The sequence below is a fragment of the Variovorax sp. OK212 genome, assembly GCF_900112425.1.
In the GTDB taxonomy this organism is placed as follows: domain Bacteria; phylum Pseudomonadota; class Gammaproteobacteria; order Burkholderiales; family Burkholderiaceae_C; genus Variovorax.
Genome location: NZ_FOLP01000007.1, coordinates 1 through 13,421, shown reverse-complemented (window position 1 = coordinate 13,421; position 13,421 = coordinate 1). Strand labels below are relative to the sequence as shown.

The window sequence follows — 13,421 nt, the reverse complement described above, 5'->3', positions numbered from 1 at the left end:
CCTGTGGTTGATATCTAGAAACTGGCGTTGAGGTTGAAGCCCAACGTGACCTTCGCGGTGCGGTAGCCCTCAGGCTTGCTGATCGGCGCGCCGACGAAGAAGTCATAGCTCAGCTTGGTCCACTGGCCCCGCACACCGATGACCGCGCCTGCCAGACTTCGGCCGAGAAGATCGACTGTGGAGCGCCCACCGACATGGCCGTAGTCCATGCCCGCATAGAGCTCCGCCCCGCTCTGGCCGGCCGCCCAGCCGATGTCGTTGCGCAAGAGCCAACCGCGCTCGCCGAGCAAGCTGGTTTCGCCGTCAAAGCCACGCACCGTGTAGCGCCCGCCGATGGAGAAGCGGTCTTGCGGCGTCAGCGGCGTGCGGTTCCACTGCGCGCGAATCAGGCCGGAGTAGCGCAGCTTCTGCTCGCCGACCTTGAACGGCGCGTTGAGCGTGATGTCGGCCGTGTACAGCTTCAGGCGCGACGTGCCTTCGCCAAACTCTTCTTCGGGCGCGGTGCGCGAGCCGAAGCCGCCCGTGCCGCGCTTGTACGCCAACGTGCCTTCGAGCGTCGCATCGCCGATGAACTCCTTGTGGTTCAGGCTGAACTCCACGCCGCCGACCACGCGGTGCTGCACCTCGACCTCGGTGTCGTCCACGAAGTTGCGCGACTCGCGCCGCCAGCCTTTCACTGCCACGGTCGTCTTGCGGTGCTGGTCGCGGTAGATCAGGCGCGAGAGCTTGACCTCGGCGTTGTTGCTCTTGCCGGCGTAGACGTAGTCCTGGTTCAGGCCGGCCACGCTCTGGTGGTACTGGCTGTTGGAGGCGGTGAAGCCGAGCAGCCAGTAGCCGTAAGGCAAGGAGTAGTGAACGGTCTGGCCTTCGGTGCCCTTGGCGGGGTTGCTGAAGAGGTGGTTGTTGATGCTGTGGTTGGCGCTGACGTAGAACAGGTCGTTCAGGCCGAAGGGGTTGTCCAGGGACAGGGTGGCACCGGCCTGGTAGCGGCCTGTGGCTTCGGTGCCGCTGTCGTCAAGGCTGAGCGTGACGCGCCACTTCTTGGATTGGACGTACTTGACAACCAGGTCGCTGTCGCCGGGCTTCGCATTTGGGGCAGTCGAGGGTTCGATCTGGATGTCGGCCTCTGCTGTCGGAGCGCGCTTGAGGTTCTCCAGGCCTTGCTCGATGTCGCGCAGGTTCAGCAGATCGCCGGGACGTGCGGGGATGGCTGTGGCCAGCAAGGCAGAGCTGCCGAGCAGGGTCTGTGAAGAGTCTGCGGTCGTGCGGATGGCTGCGATGCGGCCGGGGACGAGTGAGAGCGTCAACGTGCCGGTGGACAGGTCTTGCGGCGCGGCCAGCACGCGGGTGGTGACGAAACCGCGTGCGATGACGGCCTGCTGGGCACGCGCGAGGACCACGTTGACGGCCGCCGTGCCGAGGCACCGGCCGACCGGAGAATCGTTGCCCTCTGACCCAGACAGATCAGAGACCGCCCACTGGAAGGCCTCGGCCTGCTCGCCGACCAGCAGCACGCGGTCGATGCGAAAGCACGGCGACTCGGACTCAGGGATGCGTTGCACCGGCACTGGCGGCGCAGCCTGCGGGCGCTGGTCGACGGTGCGCTCATTCTGCTCACGTAACGCACGTTCACGCTCTTGCTGGCGCTGCTGTTCTACGAAGGGTTTGGGGGTGCTGGCGAGTTGAGCGTGAGCCCAGAGAGGTCCACCCAGCAACACACAAGCCAACACGGCACGCGGAGTCGTTTTCAATTTCTCTCCCTCGATATCTTTCTTGTCTGCATCGCCGGCGCTGACGCTCTGCGGCTTCAGCTACAGGCGCGAAATATGCGGCGCGCGTTCCGTCAGAACCGGCCGGTGTCCTTGGGGTTGTGCACGATCTGGATCAGCACGTCGGGGGTGTAGGACTTGGTGCGAGCGATTTCGGCGATCTCTCCGCCTGCTGCGCCGGCAAAGACCAGTACACCTTGCCCCTTGTATGCAAGGTAGTGCCGCCATCGATCCGTCCCGTTGTACGTGGGGATCCACGCCTTGCCAGTGTTGTTCACCCTTTCGGCGCTGGGCTTGCCCATGATCTTGAGGGCTTCTGCGTAGGTCATACCGGTGCCAAGCTGAGCAATCGAAGTGCCAGACACGGGCTGTCCAACGATGGTGCGCTCTTCGTCCTCCTCCGCTGTCACCAATGCGCGGCGGGTGGGCTCATACAAAGGCGCGGTTCGGCAGGCGGCCAATGCGGCGCAGACCAATGCAATAGCGAAAATTGCTCGGCACTTCATTTTTTCAACCTCTCGTCCGTCGCGGTACAGCAATCAAGTTCAACGCTAGACACCATTTTTCTTTGAAGAATCTGATTGCTGGATTTTTTTGGATCTCACGAATTTCCCGTTTCTGTCTCGTGTTTTTTCTTCACCTTTGCAAAATCCCAGACCTTCGCCAACTCCAAAATCATTCCGAAGAAAAAGACCGAAATAGCACTATCGGCCCCATCCAAAACGAAATAGAGCCAAGAAAAAATGGAACCAAACTATATTCAGTTGTTTTCAAGGTCTATTTTCTCAGCAGACGTGATCTCGTACTTTTCTTTAGCCTTCGTAAAATCCCAGAGCACGGCAAGTCCGAATAGCGGGGCAAAAATTGAACTCGCGATCGCCCAGAAGACAAAAAATGCAAACGCCCACTCTTTGGTGAATTCATGAAGCAATCCAATGAGCAAATAACCCAAAAAAATAACCCACGCACCCCCTATGGCACAGGATAGGGCGTAAAGGCAAACAATTTTTGTTTTTCGAAATTTAATTAAAGCATTGAAATCCAATAATTCAGGCTCAACCCAATGCGGTATTGCATCAAAATTAAACGGATATCCAGGAGTATTGCTATCGGGTTTCATTAGACGTCAGCACGATTTTCCAGAAGATGGATTGCAGCCAAAAATTGGAGTGCTCCACCAAGAATTATTGCCATTCACATTCAAACCTGACTGACCCATTTCTCGAACGGGTGTTGCCGCAAACTGCGAACTCAGGTACCAAGTACCCCAATTCCCCAACGTCGTTGGTATCCATTGATTCGCCAAGCCAAAATAAGCATTCAGCCAGAGTTTGGCCGGACCTCCCGCCATTCCCCCCAAAGCAGCCATTCCTAAACTGGCTGGCGTGGCGGTGCTGAAATGGGTTGCGCCTTCGATGACACCCCCCATAAACCCGCCAGCGGCGACGGAACCCACCCACTTCGTGCCGACGACACTTGTAATTCCTCCGACTACAGGAACAGTCTGAGCAGTCACGCCGGCGCCCACCAACAACGGCACGCCATAAGCCACCGCCAGCGGTGCGCCTACGACCAGTCCGATCGCACCAACCGCGTTGCGTCCTTGCTCAGCCTGCGCCTGGTTAATCGGATTGTTGGGGTTCCAGTTCGCACCGTAGACCAAGCAAGTCGTGCTGGCGCACGGGAAATACTGGGGATTGTCAGCGGTGTTGGATGGCCCATAAGTCATCCCCCTGGTGTCGAAAACGTAGGGTGACCTCGCTCCGCCAGTGCCTTGGACGATGAAGTTCATCAGTTCTCGGTTGGGGGCTCCGGGCGGAGTTTCTTGGAGGGCATACCCATTTGCTACAACCCTCAGGCCAGGGTCATAGGTCATGTCACCAGCCACAGTCCGAGTGGGTGACTGCGAGCCGTAGGCCTGCCCGGTCGCTGAATCATAGGACTGCCAACTGCCCGAGGGATTGAGGACGTTGCCGGTTGCGTCACGCACACCGGACCATCGCAGGGCTTCCGCGATTTGCTCCGGGGTGTACTTGCCGCCGGATTGTGCTGCGAGCAAATACGCATTCACCGTATCGCTCGGATGCAGGACTCGATTGTTTGAGTCGGTGTTGTAGCCGCCGGCCCCCCCCGCGCTGCCTCCGGCCAGGGCGCCAACCACGGAAGCGAACCCGGCGCCCAGCGTGCTTGCGGCCACCCGCGCTGCAGACGGGTTCAAGCCAGCTCCGATCAACCCATCCATCATGCTGTTTTGCAGGTCGTTCAACGTGCGCCCCCCGGCTGCGGCCGCGCCTGCGCCCGCCGCACCACCGGCTCCCCCTGCCAGCCCGCCGATGACGATATGGGCGGCGACGCGGTAGGCCCCGCTCTCACCCCACTTCGTCGCCTCAGCGATCAACGCATCGCGCTGCGTCGAAGGCTCCATGGCATTGGCTTGTCGCATCAGCGCTCGGTATTGCTCGTCGGCATAGTCCCCAACGGCGCGCGCAGCCTGCGAGCCGAACTGGGATGTGATCAAGACCTGCGCTTGAATATCCCTCATGGCACGCTGACGATTGGTCATCTGCAATGCGTTGGTCCCGTCCACGCCCGTGCGGATCGCCGTATTGCCTGCGATGCCCGAAATCCCGCTGCGGGTGGTGCTGGACCGGTCAATATCGCTGTCACCGATGCCTGCCCCGCCGCCACCCGAAGTGCTGATGTTGAAGCTGTAGCCACTGCCCTTGAAGGTGTCCCGGTTCACGAGATCGGTCATCGTCAGGCTGCCCGTGCTGAAACTGTTTCTCCCGCCATCTACAGCGGCGTCCTTGCTGCTGATCGCGGCGCCAACGAGGGTCGTGTTGCCCCGGACGCTGACACCAAAACCCCCGTCGCCCGCAAAGAACCCGCTTTGCTGGGTCGCGCTGGCAAAGTCGCCATCGCCGTGCATGTTGTTCGCACTCACGCTGACGCTGCCGCCGTAGCACGCATAGATGCAGAAGCTCCCACTGAAACCGCTCCCGCTGTTCTGGCTGTGATACGTGCTGGTGTCCTGCAAGGTCTCGATGCGCAAATTGCCGCCTACGTCCGCTTCGACGCGTTTGCCTGAAACGATGGCCCCTCGAACAGTAGTGTCCCCACCGCTCTTGATGCTGACTTGTTGCCCGGCCTTCACCGTGGTGTTCGTCCACGCGCCGTCCGTCCCGTTGTCACGCCCACTATGACTGCCTGCTGCGACTTCCAGCGTGATGCCGTTGGTCTCACCGAAGGCCATGCCCACACCGATGCTCGCATTGCTGCTGCGACTGGTGGAGCTCTCCTTCTTGGTATTGGCAGCCGCTTCCAGCGTGACGTTGTTGTCCGCCGAAAGACTGACATTCTTCCCGGCGTCGATCTGGCTGCCGCGCACAAGAATGTTGGAGTCTCGCCCGCCACCGGTGGCTGTGATGGTGACGTTGCCACCCGCCTGCACGCGCGAGCCGGCCGATGTGTCGCTGCTCTCTTTGCGTGTGGATTCACTCGAACTGCTACCGATAGTCAGCGTCGCGCCCATGCTGACTGCTCCAGTGCCGCCGTCGCTTTGGGTCGCAGCCTGTTGGGCAATGTCCTGGTACGCCGAATAGCCGCTGAGCGCCATGCTAGCCGCGCCCAACGCCTTCATGCGGCCGTCCTTCGTGTCCCTCATGGCCTGGCTGGTGTCTTCCATTCCACGCAGCACATCGATCAACGGCGCCTTGATACCCAGCGTGATGCCACTCTGCGAGAAACTTTGCGTGCTCTCGCTGCGCCTGGTCTCGCGTGCTTCGACGATCTGCACGTCGCGCGCCTGGATGTCGATGTCGCCGCCGGGTGCAACTACATCGCTGCCCACTTGCCGATACTGATTGCCGGCCGTGATGATCACGTTGCCAGAAATGGCACCCACGGTGCTGCCGACGGCGGTGGTCTCGTCGGTGTTCCTCGTACTCCTCGTATCTTGTCGGCCCCAGGTCCAGCCAGACCCTGCGTCGAACATGCCGCTCCTCGACGCTTCACGAACGTACTGGCTGTCCTTGGTCTGCGTCGCCGCTTCTATCGTGATGTTGTTGCCAGCCCAAAGCTCCGTCCTCTTGTCGCTCACCACGTTGGAACCGCGAATGCGGATGTCGTTGCCCGCGTCCAGAACAACGGTCTTGCCCCCGAGGCTGCTGCTGATGACACCCGTCGCGTTGAAGCTCCCCTGTTCGGTGCGCTTGGAGCCGCCTCCCGATGTGCGAAGCCCCTCGTTGAGCGCGCTTGCCGATTGGCCCGCATCGATGTTGATATCGCGCTTTGCAGCAATATTGAGTTCGCCGTCGGTGCTGTTGATCGTGGCAGCTCGTGCATTCACATCACGCCCGGCCGTCAAGCTGATGTCACCACTCGTCTCGATGCGCGTTCCAACCTCCTGCGTGCTGGCTTCCGCGCGATAGTTGCCCGCGCTGCGAATGCTGGCTTCCTGTCTGGCGGTAGTGACCGTACCAAGGTTGATATCTCGGCCCGCGCCGATCTCGGTCGTGCCGTCCTTGCCGCTGTTGGCAATCAGCGCACCCATCAGGCTGACATCCCGCCCTGCCGAAGCAACCAACTCGCCCTTCGGATTGCTCACATACAGCCCCGCCACCCGGTCCACGATGGTCCCGCCCCGCATGCCCAAGGCCCCGGGCGTGAAGTCCAGCGTCATTCCGCTGCTCGTGGTGGTGCGAACGTTGATGTCGCGCCCAGCCTCTATCTTCAGCTTGCTGGCGGCATCGATGGTGCCGCCGATGTTGTTCATGTCGGTCCTCGCAGTGAGATCGACGCTGTCACCGGAGATCCGGCCATTCAGGTTCTGGATGTTCTCTGCGGTGATGCTGACGGTTTTGCGCCCGGCGACGGTGCCGCTGTTGACCAGATCGCCACTGAGCTTGATGCTCACCTCCTTGCCCGCAAGCAAGGCACCGGAGCCGTCGATGTCGCCATCCTTCACGCGCACATAGACCTGGGGCACCAGCACACGCTGAGTGCTTCCGTCCGCAAGTGTCACGGTCTGCTCGACCAGCCACACGATGTCGCTGGTCAACTGCGCCATCTGGGCATCGCTCAGCGCAATGCCGGGCCGCAGGCCGTACTGCCGCGCAAAGGTGACCCCGGCGTCCATCAGCGCGCTGTACTGGGCCTCGTCGCTGTCATGGCCGTCCAGGTAGCGATGGCCCGTCAGCTGCGCCACCTGCTCACGGATCAGGCGCTGTTCGTAGTAGCCGTCCCCAAGTCGCTTGAGCGTGTTGTTGGGGTCTTGCCCGAAGTTGTTCAGCAGGTAGTCGCTGCTGAGCCAGTTGCGGTAGTTGGCGAAGCGCGGATCGGTCTCGACCAGGTAGTGGCTCGACGCCCCCGCGAGAGTTCGAAACAGGCTGGCTGTGGGCAGGGTCAAGCTCGGCAGCGTCGTTCGCGCGATCTGCTGCACGTCCGAATTGGCGGCCAGCTTGACTTCGATGATCGGGGCAACGACCGGCCCGTTGGGGCCTGTGGCAAGGCCGTTGCCGTTGACGCCACTGGCGCTGGCTATGCCCTGGTTGGTGTGGCCGGGAGCAAGGGTGCCGGTAGGCGTGCCGCTGCCGACCACCGTGACGTTGCCCTCTTGCCGTGCGGCACCCAGCGTGACGGTGATCGGAATGCTCGAGTTGTACGGCGTGGGCATCGGCATGTCGCCGCTGCCGTTGTTGTAGTACTGCGATCCGGTTCGGGTTTGCGCGCCTGAAACTTCGAGATTCTTGTTGGTGATCGTGCCACCGGTCACGTTCAGCGCACCGCCAGCCAGGATCTGGCTCATGTCGTTGGTGCCGTTGCCAACGGCGATGTCCATCTTGCCGCCGGCAATGATGCGAGCTGGCGCGGACGTCTGCAGAACCGGGATGGTGCTCGAATCCGAATACGTCCATGAGTAGTACGCACGGGCGTAGTTTTGATAGACGTCGTTGATGAAAGCAGCGGTCGCTGTATCGAGCTGCTTGTGTGCGTCCAGATAGGCCTGTTTCTGGGCATCACCCGATGGCGTATCCGTGCTTGGCGGCATCACGCCGAACGTGAGCCAGATGGGATCGTTGCGCGGGTACCAGACACCGGGTTCCGTGAAGGTCTCGGTGAAATCAGTTCCTACCGGTCGGCTGCCGGTGAGATCGCTGCTGTTGCGCGGCGGGTTCGTGTAGTAGGCCTTGAACCGAGAAAGCGGATAGCTTTCGGAAGGAACCAATATGCCGGAGAACTGACCGATGTTGGGCCCGCCGGCCTGGCTGACAAAGCTGGGCCAGAGCACGCCCATCAAGTGCTCAAAGTCGACCGATGGCCCCTGAACGGTCACGAAGACCAATTGGTCTGCCGAATAGCGCGTCGTGCTTGCAGGCAGTGCGTACTCCGTGCGCGAGTCGCTCGGCTTGCCGTTCTGCATCGTCCAAGTGACGCCACCGTTGCTGTTGTTCAGAACGGAGGTCTTGATGTCGATGTTTCGAGTCGCCTCGATGGTTGCGGCATGGTTGTTCACGGTACCGGCCGAGCCGCTGGCCGAGCCGGCCACGAGCGTGCCGCCGACGGCGATGTTGCCGTCGCTGAAGATCAGCGCGCCGTTGCGGTTGTTCAGGGTCGTGACGCCCAGGTCCAGGCGCTGGCGCGCGGCGATGGTGCCCGCGGAAGCCACACCGTTGACCGTCTCGGCGTCGTTGTTGAGCGTGCCCACGCCTATCGAGATCTGGTCGCCGTAAATGCGGCCGGTGCCCAGGTTGTCCAGCTTGCCGGCATTGATGCGGGTGGTCTGGCCGTCGATCACGCCGCGGTTGGTCACCGTGCCCGAGGCGTTCAGCGTCGTGGTCTGGCCCTGGATGTCGCCAGTGGCGGTGTTGTTGATGTCCTTCGCCGACAGCGTCAGTTCGTTGCCGGCTGCCAACTTGCCGCTGTTGGTGATGTCGCCGGTGGTCGAGAGCGTGAGGTTGTTGTTGGCAACGGTCTCGCTGCCGGCCGCAAAAGTGATGTCCTGATTGACGGCCAGGCTCATGTCGCCAAGCGACAGCAGCTTGCCGTCCCAAGTAACCGAGCCCGCGTCGAGCACGACGTTCTTGCCGCCGACCAGGGTGCCACTAGTGTTGAGCACCGACAAGGCCCTGGGCGTTGCAGAGTCCTTGATGACGAGCGTGTCGCCCGCGGATATCAGGCCCAGGGCGTTGTCGATCTGCACGCTGCTGGTGAAGGTGGCGTTCACGTCGGCGCGGATCGCGCCTTGATTGGCAACGAACGCCGCCGTGATGCTGACGTTCTTGCCTTCGATACCCTGTTCCGCGCCTCGGCTGCCGGTGTTGGTGATGCTGCCGGCATTCAGGGTGGTCGTGGCCGTCGAGCGGATCAAGCCACCGACATTCGCGATGCTGCCGGCGCCCACACGCAGGTCACCCACTGCGAGTGTCTGACCGCCGCTGGTGTTGTAGCCAGCACCCTGGGTGTCGATAGCGACCGTGGACTGGCCTAGCACGATGCCGCCCTTGGTGTTGGTGAAAGCCAGCGTGCGAGCGTCCAGCGCATTCTGCGCACCGATGAAGCCGGCCGCGTTGTTCACGGCGCCCGCGCTCAGCTTCAGCGTATTCGCGCTGGTGATGCCGCCTTGCTTCGTGCTGTGACCGGCTGCGTTGGTGTTGATCAGCGCAAGACCATTCGTGTCGATGGCCATTGCACCGCCAGACTGGATCAGCCCTGCGTCGTTCACAAGCTGGCCTGTGTTCAGAGCCAGCGTGGTGGCCGCTGTCAGGGTGCCGCGCGTGTTGTCGAGCGAGCCACCGTGCGCGCCGACAGACAGACTGTTGCCGCTGACTTTGCCGTCGGTATTGCCGAGGCCGCTGTTGAAGAGGACGACGGCCCCGGCAGCCAGCATGCGCCCGGCATTGTTGGTTGTGGCACCACTGGTCGTGACGCGCAGGTCACCGGTCACCGACGCGAGGGTGCCCGCCGAATTCTCCAGACTTTCGGCGTCGACGGTGGTTGCACCGTCGGCGGCCAGCGTGCCTTCGATGTTGAACACAGCTCCCGATGCCGTCACGCGCAAGGCGCCCGGCGTAACGATCTTCGCGTGGTTCGTTGTCACGTTGCCTTGCGTAGCCGCGACCGCAATGTTGGCCGCACTGGTCTGGCCCGATGACAGGTCCACGCTCGCGCCTTGCAGCATGGCGTTGCCTGCGACGAGGTTGGTGCCATTCGCGACCAGCGCGCCGGAAGCCGTGACGCTCAGATTGCCGACGGTTGCGAGCTTGCCGGCGTTCTGCACGCCCGCTCCGAGCACGCCGCTCGCACCCGATGCCAGACTGCCCGCAGTGACCGTGGTGTTGCGCCCCGCGGAAATGCTGCCGTCGTTGGTCAGTGCACCGGACACCGTGAGCGCCGTGTCGTGGGTGCCGCGGATGGAACCGCTGTTGCTCAGCGAACCGGCCTGCACCGAGGCATCCGTGCCCGCGCCGATGGTCCCACCGGTGTTGATCAGTCGATTGGCGACAGTGAGCTGCGTGCCGGCATTGACCGACTGGATGCTGCCCTTGGTGTTGTCCAGGCTGCCTGCAGACAGGCTGACACCCTGATTGGCGATGAGCGTGCCGCCCGTGTTGTTCGCTGCACCGGCCACGTTGGCGCTGAGCGCGTTCGTTGCCGAGACAGCGCCGCGAGTGTTTATCAACTGCCCGCCGACCGCGAGCGTCGCATCCGTATCGCTGCTCAGCTTGCCGTCGGTATTGTTCAGGTCGCCGGTGGTGGCGATGTTCACCCTCCCCGCGCGCAGCGTGCCCCCGCTGTTGTCCAACTGCCCCACGTTGGCGCTGAAGCTGTTGCTGACGTTGAGCGTGCCGCCCGCGTTGCTGAAGCTCGGCCCCGTGACCGCCATGTTGGCCACCGACAGCGAGCCGCCTGCGTTGTTGATCTGCGGTGTGTTCAACGTGACGGGGCCGCCCGCGTAGATGCGGCCGCCATCGTTGAGGATGCTTCCGCCTGCGGCAATCGCGCCTGGTGCAGGCGGTGTGTACACCGCCGGTGCCGACGTGCCGCCGCTGCTGCTGTTCGCCGTTCCCGTGCCTGTGGTGCCTGGGGTCGCCGAACCGCCGCTCGCTGCGCCACCGCTGCCCGTGCCCGTGGTCGCACCCGCACTCGCACTCACGGGCTCCATGCCGATCACGCCACCGTTCGTGTTGCTCAGCACCGGCGACGTCAGGGTCAGGCCCGCAGCGCTCGTCTGGCGAATCGTGCCGCCCTTGTTGTCGATGTCTCCCGGCGTGCGCAACTCGATGCTCTGCCCTTCCAACGTCCCAACGTTCTCCAACCGCCCCGCTGCAGTCACCACCAAGCTCCCCGCGCCCGCACCGATGTTCCCCGCGTTGCGCACCCCCAGCCCCGCCTCCGTGCCGATCAGCGCAATCTTGTTCGCATACATGCCACCCAACGCGGCCACATCCAGCGCATACGTCGGCGCGGCGCCGCTGCCTGCCACCGGCGTCACCCGCCCCGCATCGGCCGACACCTCGTTCGCCCCCGCCACCACCTTCAGCTCGCTCGCCCAGATGCCCGCGTTCACCTGCACCGCACGGGCCAGGATCGCCGCGTAATCGGTCTTGCTCGCGTCCAGCCCCGCGCCGTCGATGGTGATGGTGCCGCCGCGTACCAGGAAGCTGTCGAGCCCGCCCATCGCGTTGAACTGCGGTGTGCCGGTGGTCAGCGTTGCGCGGCTCGCGTTGATGAAGCCGCCGCCGTCCACGCTGATGCCGGCCGGGTTGGCGATGATCACTTCGGCGCGCTGGCCGCCGACTTCGATATAGCCGCGCAACTGGCTCGGCGAGCCGCCGTTCACCTCATTGAGGATGATTCGCGCCGCACCACCCGCCATGAACGGATTGCCCTGCACAAAGCCACCCAACTGCGTCTGCACGTTGGCGCGGCTGTTGTTCAAGATGGCGCCGTTCGCGCCTACGTTGAACTGGTTGTAGACGTTGCGCGAGACGCCAGCCGCCGATGGCGTCTGAATGTTGACCAGCGGCACGCCGTTGGGCGCCATCAGCACGGTCGGGCGAAGGTTGCCCGGCACGTTGGGCGCGCCGACGATCTGCGCATGCGCCGATGCCGCCATCAGCATCCCGGCGAAGGCCACCGCACCCGCTGCGGCAGTGGCCCTGCTCGCGCCCTTGCCAGCGCTCGTCGCGGTCTCCTGGACCACCATGCGCATGCCTCTGGCCGCGTTGAAGACGACGCGGTGCAAATGCCGATTCATATTTTTCCAGCTCCCTCTTAGTTGTCACCTCGCGACTGCATTTGTGACAAAACGAAAGCCGCGGGAGCGGGATTATGAAAGAGCAGCATCAGCTTTCAAGGAACTTCTGCACGCTTTTTGATCGCGAAATAGCCAGCAATCAATAAAACTAACGCCTATGGGTTAATTTCACCAGATTAAATCCAGTCATCAACATTTGTTAAGAATTCTGAAATTCGCTGAATCGGCTTAACCTGCCCAGGCCCAAGGCGCGCCCTTGACGGCCACCTTGGTCTTGCGGTGCTGGTCGCGATAGGTCAGGCGCGAGAACTCGACCTCGGCGTTGTTGCTCTTGCCGGCGTAGACGTGGTCCTGGTTCAGGCCGGTGACGCTCTGGTGGTATTGACTGTTGGAGGCGGTGAAGCCCAGGAGCCAGTAGCCGTAAGGCAGCGAGTAGTGAACCGTCTGGCCTTCGGTGCCCTTGGCCGGGTCGCCGAAGACGTGGTTGTTGATGTTGTGGTTGGCACTGACGTAGAGCAGGTCGTTCAGGCCGAAGGGGTTGTCCAGCGACAGGGTGGCGCCGGCCTGGTAGCGGCCTGCGGCTTCGGTGCCGCTGTCGTCGAGGCTCAGTGCAATACGCCACTTCTTGGATTGGACGTACTTGACGACCAGATCGCTGTCGCCGGGCTTGGCATTAGAGGCGGTCGAGGGTTCGATCTGGATGTCGGCTTCGGCCGTGGGTGCGCGCTTGAGGTTCTCTAAGCCTTGCTCGATGTCGCGCAGGTTCAGAAGGTCGCCGGGGCGGGCGGGGATAGCTGTGGCGAGCAAAGCGGAGCGGCCAAGCAACGTGGTCGCGTCTGCGGTCGTGCGGATGGCTGCGATGCGGCCGGGGACGATACTGGGGCTTGTCGGAGCTATTGGGTGGTCCATAGGTCATCTCCGTGGTATCGAACGAATGCTTGCCTTGCTGTTGTTCACATTCGAGCCACATGGCAGCATTTACGGCCGTCTTGAATTTGAAAGTTTTTGCTTGAACTGCCACCACGAAAGCAGCCCCATTACCGCTCCGAACCCAGTACCCAAAAGGAGCGCTATCGCAAGCATCATTGCCAATGGAATAGAAACAATCAGTCCAATTGGAGCCATCACTAGCGAAAAGAAAAAGATGGTCGATGCGCTATAAGACAGAATGAACAGCGCGCCCCGAAATGGGATTTTTTTTGTTTCGTCCCACAGACTCGGACACAGCCAAGTAGCTACGCCATCGAAGCTAAAAGGGGTTCCAGGAGGATCGGTGTTTGGTTTCATGGAAGAACTAGTAGGCTGCTGAAATACTCCCCCGCCAAGCGAGCCACCCTCTGGGGCGAGAGGTTGGTTTTCACATGGTGCGTCAGGCAGCAATTTCTGAAGCCGTT

Annotated in this window: 5 protein-coding genes and 1 pseudogene; all 6 read right to left on the bottom strand. The window is 62.2% G+C overall.

Annotated features, from left to right (window positions below):
- Positions 1-14: 14 nt before the first annotated feature.
- On the bottom strand, positions 15-1,730 hold the full coding sequence (locus tag BM004_RS20995; RefSeq protein ID WP_093216391.1) for a ShlB/FhaC/HecB family hemolysin secretion/activation protein: 1,716 nt from the start codon (positions 1,728-1,730) through the stop codon (positions 15-17).
- A gap of 113 nt (positions 1,731-1,843) precedes the next feature.
- Positions 1,844-2,308 (bottom strand): hypothetical protein, encoded by a 465-nt coding sequence (locus BM004_RS40720; RefSeq protein WP_143072461.1) that lies wholly within the window; start codon positions 2,306-2,308, stop codon positions 1,844-1,846.
- Positions 2,309-2,529: 221 nt separating this feature from the next.
- Entirely contained in the window at positions 2,530-2,889 is a 360-nt protein-coding gene (locus BM004_RS40715; RefSeq protein WP_143072460.1) for a hypothetical protein, read from the bottom strand.
- A gap of 6 nt (positions 2,890-2,895) precedes the next feature.
- Positions 2,896-12,027 carry a two-partner secretion domain-containing protein gene (locus BM004_RS20985; protein WP_093216386.1) on the bottom strand — a complete coding sequence of 3,044 codons (9,132 nt, stop codon included), beginning with the start codon at positions 12,025-12,027 and terminating at the stop codon, positions 2,896-2,898.
- A gap of 252 nt (positions 12,028-12,279) precedes the next feature.
- Positions 12,280-12,906, bottom strand: a pseudogene (locus tag BM004_RS20980) (ShlB/FhaC/HecB family hemolysin secretion/activation protein); the annotation flags it as partial.
- A gap of 99 nt (positions 12,907-13,005) precedes the next feature.
- The coding region (locus tag BM004_RS40710; protein WP_218152710.1) for a LapA family protein at positions 13,006-13,421 on the bottom strand (416 nt) is incomplete at its 5' end.

Bases quoted from the DNA above. Each gene is read 5' to 3' on its own strand.
- BM004_RS20985 (WP_093216386.1), bottom strand. From the start codon at position 12,027: ATGAATCGGCATTTGCACCGCGTCGTCTTCAACGCGGCCAGAGGCATG.
- BM004_RS40715 (WP_143072460.1), bottom strand. From the start codon at position 2,889: ATGAAACCCGATAGCAATACTCCTGGATATCCGTTTAATTTTGATGCA.